The 15,524-nt window shown below is 41.9% G+C and carries 13 protein-coding genes; 7 read left to right on the plus strand and 6 right to left on the minus strand.

The window, feature by feature from the left end:
- Positions 1 to 2: 2 nt before the first annotated feature.
- A complete protein-coding gene (locus tag P1X15_RS27025; RefSeq protein WP_277341257.1) occupies positions 3 to 587 on the plus strand; it encodes an isoprenylcysteine carboxylmethyltransferase family protein in 585 nt (194 codons plus the stop codon).
- On the opposite strand, the gene P1X15_RS27030 is transcribed toward P1X15_RS27025, so the two are convergent.
- Positions 584 to 2,092: an arylsulfatase gene (locus P1X15_RS27030; RefSeq protein ID WP_277341258.1), complete on the minus strand. Its 1,509-nt coding sequence runs from the start codon at positions 2,090 to 2,092 to the stop codon at positions 584 to 586. The two genes, P1X15_RS27025 and P1X15_RS27030, sit on opposite strands and share 4 nt — an antisense overlap.
- Positions 2,093 to 2,152: 60 nt before the next feature.
- Between P1X15_RS27030 and P1X15_RS27035 the strand changes: the two genes are divergently transcribed.
- Both P1X15_RS27035 and P1X15_RS27040 read left to right on the plus strand, forming a co-directional pair.
- A complete protein-coding gene (locus P1X15_RS27035) occupies positions 2,153 to 2,863 on the plus strand; it encodes an SDR family oxidoreductase (RefSeq protein ID WP_277341259.1) in 711 nt (236 codons plus the stop codon).
- 137 nt (positions 2,864 to 3,000) lie between these two features.
- Positions 3,001 to 3,639 (plus strand): porin family protein, encoded by a 639-nt coding sequence (locus tag P1X15_RS27040; protein WP_277341260.1) that lies wholly within the window; start codon positions 3,001 to 3,003, stop codon positions 3,637 to 3,639.
- 79 nt (positions 3,640 to 3,718) lie between these two features.
- On the opposite strand, the gene P1X15_RS27045 is transcribed toward P1X15_RS27040, so the two are convergent.
- Positions 3,719 to 5,557: a von Willebrand factor type A domain-containing protein gene (locus tag P1X15_RS27045; protein ID WP_277341261.1), complete on the minus strand. Its 1,839-nt coding sequence runs from the start codon at positions 5,555 to 5,557 to the stop codon at positions 3,719 to 3,721.
- A 333-nt stretch (positions 5,558 to 5,890) separates the two neighbouring features.
- Here P1X15_RS27045 and P1X15_RS27050 point away from each other — a divergent pair, with 333 nt between their 5' ends.
- From P1X15_RS27050 to P1X15_RS27065, 4 genes are all read left to right on the plus strand, one after another.
- On the plus strand, positions 5,891 to 10,189 hold the full coding sequence (locus P1X15_RS27050; RefSeq protein WP_277341262.1) for an SdrD B-like domain-containing protein: 4,299 nt from the start codon (positions 5,891 to 5,893) through the stop codon (positions 10,187 to 10,189).
- Between the two features lie 272 nt (positions 10,190 to 10,461).
- Positions 10,462 to 11,046 carry an RNA polymerase sigma factor gene (locus P1X15_RS27055; RefSeq protein WP_277341263.1) on the plus strand — a complete coding sequence of 195 codons (585 nt, stop codon included), beginning with the start codon at positions 10,462 to 10,464 and terminating at the stop codon, positions 11,044 to 11,046.
- A complete protein-coding gene (locus P1X15_RS27060) occupies positions 11,039 to 12,241 on the plus strand; it encodes a carboxypeptidase-like regulatory domain-containing protein (protein WP_277341264.1) in 1,203 nt (400 codons plus the stop codon). Before P1X15_RS27055 ends, P1X15_RS27060 begins: the two co-directional genes overlap by 8 nt.
- Before the next feature lie 122 nt (positions 12,242 to 12,363).
- Complete coding sequence (locus tag P1X15_RS27065; RefSeq protein ID WP_277341265.1) at positions 12,364 to 13,197, plus strand: porin family protein; 834 nt, start codon at positions 12,364 to 12,366, stop codon at positions 13,195 to 13,197.
- Between the two features lie 76 nt (positions 13,198 to 13,273).
- Here the strand turns inward: P1X15_RS27065 and P1X15_RS27070 are convergent, their stop codons facing one another.
- The 4 genes from P1X15_RS27070 to P1X15_RS27085 all read right to left on the minus strand — a co-directional run bounded on the left by P1X15_RS27070 (position 13,274) and on the right by P1X15_RS27085 (position 15,442).
- On the minus strand, positions 13,274 to 13,567 hold the full coding sequence (locus P1X15_RS27070; RefSeq protein WP_277341266.1) for a transcriptional regulator: 294 nt from the start codon (positions 13,565 to 13,567) through the stop codon (positions 13,274 to 13,276).
- 172 nt (positions 13,568 to 13,739) lie between these two features.
- A complete protein-coding gene (locus P1X15_RS27075) occupies positions 13,740 to 14,390 on the minus strand; it encodes a hypothetical protein (RefSeq protein WP_277341267.1) in 651 nt (216 codons plus the stop codon).
- Between the two features lie 8 nt (positions 14,391 to 14,398).
- Entirely contained in the window at positions 14,399 to 14,779 is a 381-nt protein-coding gene (locus P1X15_RS27080) for a diacylglycerol kinase family protein (protein WP_277341268.1), read from the minus strand.
- A 21-nt stretch (positions 14,780 to 14,800) separates the two neighbouring features.
- Positions 14,801 to 15,442 (minus strand): DUF1361 domain-containing protein, encoded by a 642-nt coding sequence (locus P1X15_RS27085; protein ID WP_277341269.1) that lies wholly within the window; start codon positions 15,440 to 15,442, stop codon positions 14,801 to 14,803.
- Between the last annotated feature and the right edge of the window lie 82 nt (positions 15,443 to 15,524).

A 15,524-nucleotide genomic window follows, 5' to 3' on the forward strand; every position in this document is an offset into this window, starting at 1 on the left:
TAATGCTCTCTTACCTACTTCAAATCTTTTTCTGGGCGGCTTATGGGGTGTTGCATAGTGTATTGGCAGGTACTAGGGCAAAGCACTTCTTTCAGCAAAAAATGGGAAATAGTTTCCGTTATTATCGCCTTATTTACAATGGAATCGCTTTTGTACTACTCATTGCTTTATGGTGGTATCAGCGTAGTCTTCCTACGGACAGGCTTTGGATGGTCGATTTTCGGGTGGATGTATTGGGTAATATGAGTTTGTTTTTGGGCATGATTGTGGCCTTCTTGGCCCTGAAAGAATATGACATGGGCGAATTTTTGGGGTTGTTATTTTGGAAAAAGCAAGCACCCAATCAATTAAAAACCTCAGGGATGCTACATTATGTGAGGCATCCCCTTTATACAGGTACGTTTTTGGTAGTGTGGGGATTGTTTTTAAAAGATGCTAGTTTGGCAACCTTGATTATGGCGGCCTGCATCAACATTTATACGCGCATTGGTATCTATTTTGAAGAAAAAAAGCTCATCAGTAGCTTTGGCGACGACTATCTTGCGTATCGTCGCCGTGTACCGATGTTGTTTCCTAAGATTTTTTAGAGCCAACTTAGTCCAGGCCAGTTAGCTACTTGGGTGTAGGGTTGCGGACGGCCTTTGGTACTACGCCCTTCTTGGATATATTTTTTGAGAAGCGTTTTGAGTTGTGCCACTTTTTCGGGGTGTTGGGCATAAATATTGTTTTTTTCTTGCGGGTCTTTTTCCAAATCATATAGCTGAATGGCAGGGAGGCCTTCATAATCTTTACCCGGTTTGGGAAAACTCCATCCGCCCGAACCCGGCTCTAAAATAAGTTTCCATTGTCCTTGTCTAATCGCAAAAGCACCCTCCACTGCATGGTGTACGGTAGCTTCGCGCAGATTTTTGACCGAAGTTTTGCCGTACAAAATAGGCGTCAAATCATAGCTATCTTCGGCAGCATTATCGGCCAATTTTTGACTTTGAATACTGGCACAAGTAGCAAAAAAATCGGTGAGGCAGATAGTTTCTTCGCTTTTAGTGTTGGGTTTGATGCGAGAGGGCCATTTGGCAATAAAAGGTACGCGATGACCTCCTTCGTAGATGTCGGCTTTGTAGCCTCGGCGGCCATTACTCGAAAAATGTCCCGCTTTTTCCATAAAAGTCGTACCAGCATAAGGGGCACACCCATTGTCGGCGGTAAAGATGAGGAGTGTATTTTGGTCTAAGCCATTGTCGATGAGTGCTTTTTGGATTTGGCCAACGGCATGGTCTACCATCAACACAAAATCGCCGTACTCGTTAAGTCCCGACTTCCCGCGCCATTCGTCAGTGGGTAAAATAGGCGTATGCGGAGCCGCCAACGGAAGATATAAGAAAAAAGGCTCCGATTGATGGGTTTGGATATATTGGATTGATTTCTGAATAAAAGTCCCAAGCACTTCTTCATGTTTGAAATCGGCTCCAGTGGGGCCTTTGCGCCACCATCCAAACTCGGTTTTGCTTTCTGTGTCACGATTGGGTTGGGCAGTGACGTGGTCGTTTTCTACATATACATAGGGAGGAATATCTAAAGAAGCAGGAATAATAAATGAATAGTCAAATCCATAATAATTGGGCGTTTTTTTGACAGGTTTAGTGAAATCTACGGGTACTGTGGCATCCTCTTTTCGCGCCCAATTTAGGCCTAAATGCCATTTGCCGATACAAGCGGTTTGATAACCATTCTGTTTTAAAAAAGAGGCTACCGTAGGGCGTTTGTCTTCTATAATGGCCGAGTCGTAGCTCCACGTAACTCCTTTTTTGAGGGTACTCCGCCACGAATATCTGCCCGTCAAAATCCCGTATCTTGTAGGTGTACATACTGCGGAGCCAGAGTGAGCATCTGTAAAGTGGATTCCTTCCGTGGCTAATTTGTCCAAATGAGGTGTTTTGAATTTTGAGTTTGGATTGTAAGCTGATACATCGCCTGCTCCCATATCATCTGCCAAAATATAAATAATGTTAGGTTTGGTAGGCGCTTTTTTAATAAACCACTGAGGCAAAGTGCCTACTATTAACGCTAAAATTATGATGTATCGGGATTTCATTTGGGTTGGGGTTTGTTGTACTTCCAAAATATTCATTACACAATCTTAAAAGAATAAATCATGTCAGAAATACTAAAAACGGCTCTTATCACGGGTGGTACAAAGGGGATTGGCTACGGAATCGCAGAAATGCTTATCAAAGATGGTGTTAGAGTGGCCATAACAGGCCGGAATGATGAAACTGTACAAGATGCTATCGGGGCATTGAATCAAATCAGAGAAGGATATGCTTTAGGTATAGTGGCTGATGTACGTAGTCTTGAATCTCAACAAGAGGCTGTAAAACAAGTGCTTGTGCAATGGGGGCGATTGGATGTATTGGTGGCTAATGCGGGCGTGGGGCATTTTGCGTCTATCGGCTCTATGACCCTTGAGCAGTGGCACGAAACTATCGACATCAATTTGACAGGGGTATTTTATAGTGTAAAAGCTGCTTTGGATGCTTTAAAAGAATCTAAAGGCTATTTGATTACGATAGCAAGCTTGGCGGGTGCCAACTTTTTTGCCAATGGCGCTGCTTATAACGCCAGCAAATTTGGTTTGGTAGGATTTACGCAGGCGGTCATGCTTGATGTGCGCAACGAAGGTATCAAAGCCACTACTATCATGCCGGGGTCGGTAGCTACGCATTTCAATAATCATCAGCCTTCCGAAAAAGATGCATGGAAGATTCAGCCTGAAGATATTGGGCAGATTGTGGTTGATTTATTAAAAATGAACCCTCGCACTCTTCCTAGTAAGATTGAAGTTCGGCCTACAAGTCCACAATAATAGCTAGCGATTTGCTTAAAATACACAAGGTGTGGGGAATTTTTTGCCCAAAAAGAGGAGATTTTCTATGAGTTGTAAAAGGAATAATTTTTTTGGTATATCTACTACCATCTCAATTGTTTCACTTTTTATCACATATGAAAAAGGTTCTTTTAGGCTTATCAATCGTGTGTGCGGCTGTGTATAGCCGCCAAGCCAAAGCGCAAGAAAATGTATCTATCGGTCCTGTAGTAGGGGTTAATTTTTCTCGACTTACGGGAAATGTACTCTATAATGACTGGAAAACAGGCAATAACGCGGGGATTTTTATCAATTACAGCGGCGAAAGTCGGCTCGGTGTAAACGGGCAAATCCTTTACTCTAGACTTGGAGGACAATCTTCTACGGGAGTGTCAAAAGCTCACTTAGACTATATTAGTATTCCAATCATGGGGACTTATTATTTGAATGGTCGTGGCAACAAACTACGCCCTAAGTTGATGCTAGGGCCGTATGTGGGTTTTTTGGTAAAAGCAGTTAATGAAAGTAACGCCAGTATAAACCCTGAAGGTAATCCTCGCGCCTACAAAGGTGTAGATGCAGGTGCCGCTATGGGAGCAGGACTCAACTACTCAATAGGTAGAAAAGTATGGCTCAATCTTGATGCTCGTTACAACCTTGGCTTGACGCAAGTAATGAACACCATACCCGATGTCCGTAATCGCTCATGGGGCATCAATCTTGGTGTTAGTTTTCCGTTGGGAATCTATAGCCCAAGTACAGGTACATTAAGATAATATAGTGCTGATTCACCCAAATAGAGGGAGTTATCCACACATCAGTGTGGGCAACTCCCTCTTTGGTTGATATATGTGATTAATCTTCTTTTTTAGCGATGGTAGTATCCAATGATTGAGAGAGTTTTACTAGTCTAACAAATTCCGAACGATAACCTTCTGGATCATATGAAAGAGCTTTCTGGGCTATTTCAATGATTTGTTCGTGGTTGGCGTTTCCTTTAAAGTCGGAGTTTCGTAGAAGTAAGCCCCATTCGGCCACTGCCGCTGCAAAACGAAAATCAGCAGAAGCTTTTTGAAAAGCGATGGGTTTGTTCGAAACACTAGTTTGAAACAGCTTACTCGTTTCGCTGTCGGGTTTTTTGTAGCGGAGTTTTATAGTCAGTACTTCGTCCGAATTGTTTTGGACGGGGCTTGTTTTTTGATATTTCAATTCATCCACTTGTTTCAGATATTTACTTTCTACCCCGTTAGGAATAAGTTCATAGAGCGCTGTCACACTATGCCCGCTGCCCATTTCGCCTGCGTCTTTTTTATCGTCATGAAAATCTTCGTTTTGAAGCATTCGATTTTCATAGCCGATGAGGCGATAACCTTTTACAAATTTTGGATTAAACTCTAGTTGTAATTTCACGTCTTTGGCAACGGTAAACAGAGTCCCCCCAAACTCATGTACAAATACCTTTTGAGCTTCTTGTAGATTATCGATATAGGCGTAGTTTCCATTTCCTTTATCGGCTAGGGTTTCCATTTTGTTGTCTTTATAATTACCCATTCCAAAGCCCAATACGCTCAAAAATATACCACTTTTTCGTTTTTCTTCGATAAGTTTTTGGAGTTCTCCTTCGCTTGATATACCCACATTAAAATCGCCGTCGGTGGCTAAAATCACCCGGTTGTTGCCTTCTTTTATAAAATGTTCTTGTGCTATCTGATAAGCTAGTTTGATACCTTCTCCACCTGCCGTAGAGCCACCCGCCGATAGCTTGTCGAGGGCATCTTTGATAGTGGCTTTTTGGTGACCTGAAGTAGAAGGCAACACCGCTCCAGCGGCTCCCGCATATACCACAATCGCTACCTGGTCTTGAGGCCGAAGTTGATTGACCAATAATTTAAAGGCTTCTTTGACCAGGGGAAGTTTGTTGGCACTATTCATAGAGCCAGAGACATCAATTAAAAACACCAAATTAGAAGCGGGAAGATTATCGGCGGGAATCGTTTGGGCTTGGAGACCTACTTGCAAAAGTTGCAAGCCAGGATTCCAAGGCGACTCTGACAGTTCTGTTTTGATAGCCACGGGATGCTCACCCTTTGGTTGGGGGTATTGATAATCGAAGTAGTTAATCAGTTCTTCGATACGCACGGCATCTCTTTGGGGAAATTGACCTAGATTGAGCATACGGCGCACATTGCTGTAGGAAGCCCTATCTACGTCAATAGAGAAAGTCGTAAGGGGATTTTGTTGGGTATTGTGAAATATGTTTTCGCCGATAGAGCGATACTCTTCGGTAGAAGGCTCCGAACTCAGTTTCATAAGCGGAGCGGCATAAGCTGCTCTATCTATCGACATATTGGGAGCGGGATAGCCTTGGGGGTGTGTTGCTATTTGCTCGTGTTTTGTAAACGCTCGATTGAGTTGGACATTGATAATAGAATCCTTAGAAATGGTTTTTTCTAACAACTGATAATTTTTCAAGGAAAAAATCAACTTATCTCCTACATGCGCATTGATTTTATAAACGCCTTGGAGGTCGGTGTAAGCAAGGGTAGGCTTGCCTTTGATAGCTACCTTCACTCCTAGCAAAGGAGCATGAGTGCTTCCTTCTGATACAGTACCTGTGATAGTGATAGGGCGGCGCTGCGCACAAGCGTACACTGAGAAAATACTAACTAAGAAGATAAAAAGCGATGGTTTCATGGTTGTAAAGATTTAGTTACAACTATGGGATGTATTAACAGAGAAGATTCCATAAAATATTTTCAAAAACTTTTTAAGGAAATATGCCCAATCGTTTTTAGGATAAAAAAATGGCACAATATTTGTCTTATAAGTTTCATATTTCTTCTTTTTGAAGCAAACTCATTCCTATCGGGTTAAAAAATACCATTACAGTGTATTGTCATGCCCTTTTTAGCAAAACGGTATAGTTTTTGCTACTCTTCACTTTGTTCCCTACTTCGAAAAAGGTTTTTGCCAAAACCGCACTATTAAGATATTTTCTTACGGTACTGAATAACCTTTCTATTCATTATGAAGCTAAATTTTACTTGGCTAACCTTTCTTTGTTTGCTGTTGGGGATATACAGCGGGGCGCAAGGACAAGTATCGGGGGTGGTTTTCCGAGATTTCAATGCTAACGGGACACGTGATAGCAGCGCTACTTTCTATGAAGTAGGGGTAGCCAATATTACCGTCAAAGCTTTCAACACACTGGGAGTACAGATAGGTGGTACTCAAACCACCAATGCAAATGGAGAATATAGCTTCAGTGGTCTTACTTTTCCGGTAAAAATTGAATTCTCTGGATTGCTACAAGGAGATGCTGCTGGTCCACAAGGAAGTAGTAATGCGACAAGTGTGCAATTTCTGAGCGCCCCTTCGTCTATTTCAAATTTAGGTATCAACTATGCGGGGGATTATTGCGAAACATCAAATCCACGCGTTGCTATTCCGTGCTATGTCAATGGGGATGGACAAGCTCCTGGAAATTCTGGAGTGTTGGAGACATTGGTAAGTTTTCCCTATGAAAATGGTACTATCAACAAACTAGGCAACGGAGGTAATACGGGCTCGTTGTGGAGTGTGTCTTTTCATCGCCAATCGGGAAATTTGTTTTCGGCGGCTTTCGGAAAAAGACATGTCAATTGGGGACCTCTAGGACCTAATGGTTTGTATGTGACCTCTAATGCCAAAACGGCAAATGATGCCAACTCTAGTGCCAATTTTGTGAACCTCAATGCGGTCAATCCCGCTTTTGATGCAGGGACGGTTATTCGGAATTTCAAACCAGGCCAAGGAAATCCACTTTTCCCAAGTTACGATGAAAACATGTTTGAGGAGATAGGCAAAGTGGGACTTGGAGGGATAGACTGCTCTGATGATGGGCAGTATGTATATGTTGTCAATCTAAACGACCGTCAGCTTTGGAGGGTAGAAGTGGGAAAAGACGCTATCCCTCCTTCTACGGCAGCGCAAATTCAAAATTATCCCGCTTTCCCGACCACCTGCAACAATAGCACCTTTCGGCCTTTTGCGGTAAAAGTATACAAAGGTTTTGTGTATGTAGGAGGAATATGTGATGCAGTCAATGGCTCAGCCGTTGACCGCAACAACCTAAGTGCTACCATTTATCGGGCTAGTATTAATGATACGCCTGGTCTAGCTACTTGGACGAGTGTATTGTCATTCCCGCTGACATTCAACCGAAAGGCAAACATGAATGTAGGTGAAGGCGTAACAGATAGCACTCCTTATGTAGATCAAAATGGTACGGATATTAATTTGATACAAGGCTCTTGGCACCCTTGGGTAAGCAACTTTGGAGATTTGTATGGTACAAATCACAAATCACATCCTCAACCTATGCTGTCTGATATTGAATTTGATGTAGAAGGGAGTATGATTATGGGTTTTATGGATCGCACGGGACATCAAGTAGGTGTTCAAAACTACGGTACCGATACTACAGACAATATATCGCTTTTTACCGCTACCGGTAATGGTGACATCATGAGGGCTTATAACAACAATGGTGTATTTGAATTAGAAAATAATGGAAAAGAAGGCACCAGTAGTCCTAAAGTAGTTACGGCCGGAGCCGGCAATGAAGATGGCCCTGGTGGTGGCGAGTTTTATCATGAAGACCGCTATGCTGCACCTATTGATCCAAACACCGACCCACTGGGACTACTTGCTAATCCGGGGATTCATGATGAAACTAGTATTGGAGGAATCGCTCTACTGGCAGGAAAAGGGACTGTTCTGAATTCTGTATTTGACCCTCGTCATAGTTTCGATGCTGCTGGGTATTCAAGTGGAGGGGCAAGGTGGTATAGCAACAATACCGGAAATGCTACAGATGCTATCACGCTTTACACTGCTAGTTCGCAAGGCGGATTTGGGAAGGCATCGGGATTAGGAGATGTAGAGGTAATGTGCGACGCTGCTCCTATCGAAATCGGAAACCGAGTATGGTTGGATACCAACAACGACGGGATTCAGGATGCAGGAGAGCCTGCTTTGGCGGGGGTTACGGTTTCTTTATTCAAAAATTGTACAGGAACGGCGATTGCTACCGCTACTACGGATGCCAACGGCAGTTTCTATTTTTCGTCGGCCGTGGGTACTTCCTCTGGGAGTGTGATTTATAATTTAAGTCTCGAAAATGATAGTACATATTGTCTCAAAATCACAAGCTTGGGCAATGACCCCTCGGTCGCAGGTTTGGTGTTGACTAATATTCCTCCTGCTCCTGGAGAAATAAACGGAAATCTTAACACGGGGACTACCATTAGTAATAATGATGCTTTTATCGAGTCTGGGCAACCTACTATTTCGTTCCAACTAGGAGGCGTAGGACAAAACAACCATACCTATGATTTTGGGATAAGCCCTTGCATCAACCCTATTCTGACCCCTTTAGTGACCAATAATAGTCTATGTGAAGGAGAGGTTATCGCTCCATTGGCAGTAAATAGTACCAATGCAGGGTTGACCTATCAGTGGTATGGCCCTTTAGCTGACACTACTACCGATTTTAGTAGTGGGCTTATTGTAGGCGCAGATTCATCAGTATATGCTTTGGCTTCTAATCAGCTGGCAGTAGGAACCTATTATTATGCAGTGGTGGGGCAAAATGGCGTAGCTACTTGCGCTGATACGGCATTTGTTCAAGTTATCGTTAATCTAAAACCTAATGCCGGAAATGACGTAAGTGTGTGTCTACCTACTACTACCGCCCAATTAACGGCAGTCACCCCTAGTGGAACCTGGGCTCCTGATGCTGCAAATCCTACTTCGGCAACTATCGACAATGCTGGCAATGTGTCGGGGCTTACCGTGGCGGGTACTTACAAATTTATTTATACCCTCAATAGCTGCTCTGATACGGCTCAAGTAATACTTAAAGCCAAGCCCAACGCAGGGGCAGACATCATAGGTGCCAATGCCCTTTGTATTTCTACTGATACCACACTTGCAGGAGTGCCCTCAGGGGGTAGTTGGAGTTTAGGTAATGCCCCCTTGGGAAATACAGCTATAGTTACTACCACTGGCGCGGTCAGTGGCCTTAATATAGCCGGAATCTATGAATTGGTTTATGAAGTCGATGGCTGCACAGATACACTTCAGCTCGAAGTAAAAGATTGCTGTATTAAGCCTCAGTTTGTGGTTTCGAATGAGCCAGTATGTGCTATAGACAACCTTACTTATTCAGTGAGTTTCTCAGTCATAGGGCAGCTTGGTACCATAAAAGTTAGCGCAGGTACCTTGTCTGGAAATAATCCCTACACCGTGTCGGGGGTGCCAAATTCAGTATCCGTTACAGTAATAGATAGTTTGAGTGCTATCTGTAAATTTGATACGGTGATTGTGGGTCCCAATTGCAACTGCTCACCCCGATTGCCAATTGCCCTTACTCCAAGCCGTACAGTATGTATAGGAGATACTTTCCCTACCTTACAAACTACTGTAGTAGGGTTGGCCACGGCTGAGTGGTTTGATACCCCTACGGGGGGGAGCCCTTTGTTTACGGGACTCAATTATAAGCCCAACGGCACAGTAACTGCCGCTGATACCTTCTACGTGCAAGCCAGAAGCGTTGATGCTGCTTGTCCAGTAGCCATAAGTAGCGAACGCTTGCCAGTATATATTTTGGCACAGGATTGCAGGGTTGATTTGGCATTGAAAAAATTGATTGATAAAAAAATAGTCCAACTCGGCGATACACTTACTTATACAGTAAAGTTATGGAATGAAAGCTTAAATCTAGCCACCGGAGTAGAAGTGACGGATTCTATACCTACTACGGTAGAACTACAAACCGTAAGTGTATCGGCGAGTAGAGGAGGCGTGACGTTGGTTGGAAACACCATAAAATGGAATATAGACTCGGTAGCAGCTAGCGGAGATACCGTGATACTGATCTATAAAGTGAGGGCTGTTAGTCAGGGATTACATTTTAACAAAGTAGAAATCACCAAAATCAACGAACAAGACACAGACTCTACTCCGGGCAATAATGACGATACGGAAGATGATTTAGATTTTCAGTGCTTTACAGTACCCCTTAAATTATGTACAGGAGAAGCAGTAGAAGCCAATATTTCGACCCAATATCTCAATGTGCAATGGTTTAAAGATGGGATATTGGCAGGGGCTGGTAATACTATTTTGCTAAGTGAGCCGGGGCAATACACTTTTACGGCAAGCAATAGTAGCTGTCCTGTGGAGGGGTGTTGCCCGATTATTATCGAAGCAGGCGAGAACTGCTGTCCTACTAATTTATGTATCCCTTTCACCATTACAAAAACAAAAATTCCATTCGATTAAGGGCTTGTTTGGACGAAGTCAATTATTAATGGAATAGTAATAACTTGCTGATAAAGCGTTGATTGTTAATATAATTAAGGAATAATCGTGCCGGCGTACTGTAATTAACTTTGTGCAAGATTTTAGGATGTTGGCTGAAGGTGATTTGTTAGCAAATCACCTCTTTTTTGTTTTGCTGTTTTGCGTTTTTAGAAAAATAAAAAATAAATTTATGGAAAGGTTATGCCAGATGCATCTATTGTCCAAAGGTCCAAAACTAATTTTTACTCAATTTGTTTCTGAAGCTATTTCGTCGTAAAGAAACCCAAACTGATGCTGATTTTGTATCAGAATACCGCCGTACGGGCGATTTGGCAGATTTAGGAGAACTTTATCAACGGCATATTGATATGGTGTTTGCGGTGAGTTTTAAATATTTGAGAGATGAGGATGATGCCAAAGATGCAGTGATGCAAATATTTGAACAGTTGGTAGAAGATTTAAAAAAACATGAAGTACATCATTTTAAGAGTTGGCTTCATACTCTTACTCGAAATTATTGCTTGATACAGCTCCGTAACAAACGCATGATAATCGGCGATGAAAGTATTTTTGAAAGTGAATCCTATGAAAGTTTTGTAGCTGATACGACAGAAAATGAGGTTTGGGAAGTCGAAAGTCGATGGAATGATTTAGGCGATTGCTTGGAAAACCTTGCGCTCGAACAACGTAAAAGTGTAGAGCTTTTTTATTACCAAAAGCTTTGCTATCAGCAAATTGCGGAACAGACAGGCTACGCAATCCAAAAAGTTAAGAGCTACCTTCAGAACGGAAAAAGAAACCTAAAACTTTGTATGGAGGGCAAACAACATGGCTAGGCAAAAAAAACAAATACAACCTTCTGTGGAGCAGTTACAAAAATATGTGGCTGGAGAAATGTCGTTTGAGGAGCAGCATGAGATTGAAAAAGCCGCCTTGCAAAATCAGCAGGTAGATGATACTCTTGAAGGATTGTTGCTACTTAAAAAAGCCCATATCGATAGTGAAGCAGTAGCAAATGAACTGAGAAAGGTCGTCAGACAACGAACCCGAAAAAATGACTTCAAAATAATACCCTTTTATTATGTTTCGGCGGCAGCAGTAGTAGTAGCAATAGGGCTAGGATGGTGGTGGACTTTACGTCTAAATGAACCACAGAATGCTATAAAGTATGAAGAAATAGCAACGACTTCTCCAGAATCCAAAGCGCAGCCTATTCCCCAAACTTCTACGCCACCAGAGGAGTTTGTTAGGGTGCCGCCTCCGACCCATTCAAAACCTATCACAAAACCAAAACTTTCAACCAAAGTTTTATCAAAACAAGAAAATATTGCGGCACACCAGTCACTTAGTAGCGAACCAGACGACCTCGCGGCACTTCCGCAGGCAACATCGGCTACTGAAAAGCCTCCTCGTATAGCTTCGGCAGCAGCGCCTGCTCAGAGTCGTTTGTTGCCGGAAGAGTCGGTATCATTTACTCTAAAAGGAAATATCATAGATGCCGAGACGCAAGAGAAAATACCAGGAGCCACTATTAGAGTAGAAGTGGAGGACACGTCGGTAAAAAGTGACCCCCAAGGGAATTTTGTGTTGCCCCATGTTCAGAGAAGACAAAAGATAGAGGTGTCTTTTCCAGACTTTGAATCCCAACAATATGTGGTAGGAGATACGGGAGAGATCACTATTGGATTGTCTAAATCTAATTCGTTGGCAAAGCGTCCTCTGCCAGCTGCTAGAGCGCAAGCGATGCAGAGGTTACAAGAGCCTATCCCGCCAAAACCTTGGAAAGAATATAAGGCTGATTTGAAAAAAGCAACGGAGACATTTATCCAACAAAATCCTCAGATAGAAAGAGGCAAAGTACTGGTAGGTTTTATGGTTGAAAATGATGGTAAACTGAGCAGATTTGAAAATCTCAATCAAGCTGATGCAAGGCTTTTTGAGGAAGCAGTACGGATTATGGAAGCAGGCGGGAAATGGAAATCTACCTTGACATTTTCATATAAGATGCAAATAGAAATTGATTTTGACTAAAACACGTAAAAACACCTAGTAGTAACCCGTATTATTGCGGTAAAAAAATCTTGGTAAAGAATCGAATTTTGTATTCGAAATCGCGTTCTTTACAAAAGCTACTCTAAAACCTGTCAATAATTATGAATAAACTCTTTTCTCTAACAGCCCTTGTTACTGTGTGTTTAGTGAGCGTAAGTCAGGCGCAAAATACGCCTCAACCTACTCAAAGTATGCAGGAGCAGTATGATAAGCTTCATGGTAATACACCTAAAAAAACAACAACACAACCTGCTAAATCAAAAACCGAAACGCCGCAAAAGCCCATTTCTAAACCAGTGCCCCAAAAAGAAGTAGCTCAAAAACCCAAGGCGTCGAGTAGTGGTGAAAGTGGAGGATTTAAGTTTAGTGTGGGAGTGAGAGGAGGGGCCAATTACTCTACCATAAGTGATGTAGCAGATATAAATCCCAAATCCATCATTGGATACCACGGAGGGCTTATTTTCAATTTAGGAACTGAAACTTTTTCTGTTCAGCCGGAGGTATTGTATTCACAAGTCGGCTTTAAGTCAGAAACCAATAATTTAGGAGTCTCGGCTTCTGGTACTACTACTTTCAACACAATTACCGTCCCAGTGCTTTTGAAAGTTGGTTTTGGACCTGAAAACCTAAAAGTGTTTGTCAATGCAGGGGGGTATGGAAGCTATGCGTTGAATGCCAATGCCAAAATCAAGATTGGCGCAAACACAATCAACGAAGAAATAGACTTTGCCAACAATGAGGGAGGCCGTATCGAATACGGTGCTGTAGGTGGCTTAGGTGTGTCATTTGGCTTGGGTGCCGCTAAGTTACTTATCGAGGGGCGTTATTTTTATGGTTTGGGCAACAATTCAAAAAGTATCCCTGGCGTAGACAAGTCGTATTTTAGAAATATTCAAGGATCAATAGGTTTATTAATTCCATTAGGAGGGAAGTAAAACACTGCAGTCAAAGATTTACTTTTACACACCAAGGGCGATGCTACAACAGCATCGCCCTTGGTGTGTAAAAAGCTTAATATTGCCCTGTACGGATGAATGCTTCTAAGGCATTGAGGTGATTGGTGAATGCTTGTTTGCCTTCAGGAGTGGCGGCGTAGGTAGTGTTTGGCTTACGCCCTACAAATTGCTTCTGAACAATCAAATAGCCTTGTTCTTCGAGAGCACGCAAGTGAGTAGCAAGATTGCCATCGGTTAGGTTGAGAAGTTCTTTAAGAGAATTGAAACTCAACGACTCATTGACCATCAAAACTGACATAATACCAAGTCGCGCTTTACTTTCAAAGGCTTTGTTGAAATGTTCGAGCATTCGTTTAAATTAGTCTTTCTTTATGAGCAGTTGTAGACTGCAAGTTGATTATATAAATAAAAGATTAAAAATAAAATTTTCGATATATATAGTTCAAGTTTAGTGCTTTTGGGATACAAACATGAAAACTATACAAAACATGAAAAATTGAGGTTAAAACTTTTATATTTTTTTAAGCTTGTGGATGTGAAGAAGTGCGATCATATTTAAAATACATCACTGCTCCATATATAATATGCAATACGCCAAACCCAAAAGCCCATATCAATAAGTTATACCCTGTTAGGAACAGTGAAAATAGCCCCAAAACTACTTCGGATATTCCTAAATATTCTAAATCGCGGACTGTATATTTACTAGCATTGAGTAAAGCAAGCCCATAAAAAATCAACGTAGCTGGAAAACTTACCCATAAAATACCCCGATAAAACATCGCCAAACAGAAAATTCCGCCTGTTACGAGGGGGATTAATAAACTAATGACGACGCGTTTAGAGGTACTGTTCCATATGGGTTGTCCTGCTTTTTTTGCTTTACGTACCGTAAAAAATATCCCAAATCCTATAGCTAAAACCAATACAATCGCTCCATCCAATAGCACAAACTCCATCATTTGGCGACGTGTGAAACCCGCTAACTGAGCGCTTTCTTCGTCATAGAGGGTATCAGTTTTGAGGCGCAGATACGCAACAGTCGCCCCAATAAGAGCCACTATTCCGGCCGAAATCCCCGATAGTCCACTTAAAGAAAGGAACTTAGAGGAACGCTGCATCAAATCCCGGATTTCGTTAAGGGTTTCTAGAGGTTGGTTTGAAGAGTTCATGCTTTGATTTAATGATTGAGCGAATTGACGGTTAAATAAATTTTAGGCCCAAAAACAGCTATTCCAATTCCCACAGCGGCTAAAGTCATAATTAAAACTCCGGCAGCGGCAAGATCTTTGATTGCCTTAATTTGTGGATGTATCTCAGGAGATACCATATCGCACAATTTTTCTAGTGAAGTATTAAACGCCTCAGCTGAGCATACTCCCCCAATAGCAAACGCCACACATGCCCATTCTATATTACTAATCTGAAACCATGCACCCGTCAAAACCACCACTATAGCAGCTATGAGATGAAAGCGAGCATTGTTTTCATACTGAAATAGAGCTTTGGTTCCTTCTATAGCGAAGCCGAAGCTTCGAAGCATTTTGCGTAAATTGACCATTGGTTTTATAAAAAATAACGGCTAATTTTTAACTTCTTTAGGTTTGTAGGTGTACAACCAAAAAGCTGAGTATATAATTAGCAGGGCAAACGAAAATGCTACAGTTAATTTGATCGCAACAGGGTTTTGTAAACTACTCGCGGTATATCTTACCAGTGAAAAAGGATTTGTAACAATATCCCAGCTATTCCAACGGCCAAAACGCCCTAAATAAATACCATAGCTTGATACAATGAGGCTGCCTATCATTATCGTCCATGCCCAAATTTGATTGCCTACTTTTTCGATAAGACGATGAATAAGAAGGGCAGAGTATAAACCCGCAAGAAGCCCTGCTAATGCAAAAGAGAAGCTAAGTAGCGAATCATACCATAGCAGGTAATCAGGCACCTCTTTGAGGTGAATCAGGTCGGTAATAAGATAAGGGGCGTTAGGAAAAAACAACAACCAAAATATCACTCCGATGCCAATTCCTATACGAGAAATTATTTTTTGTTGCCACAGTATGCGTGTCAAATAAGCCACTAGTAAAGGAATCCATGCTAAAAACAAATTCCAAAATAAACCAAAGTGCCCTAAAGAATCTGTAATAAGGATTCTACCAATAAGCATAGCTACGCCAACCCCCGAAATAAGTGCTAATTGTAGTAATTTATTTTGCATTTTGTGGAAAGAACTTTGTTTTGCAAAGTAATAAAAAAATAAACTCACTATCTAATTAAATGGATAGAAATTTTAGCTAGGG

The organism is Runella sp. MFBS21 (assembly GCF_029433105.1).
In the GTDB taxonomy this organism is placed as follows: Bacteria; Bacteroidota; Bacteroidia; order Cytophagales; family Spirosomataceae; genus Runella.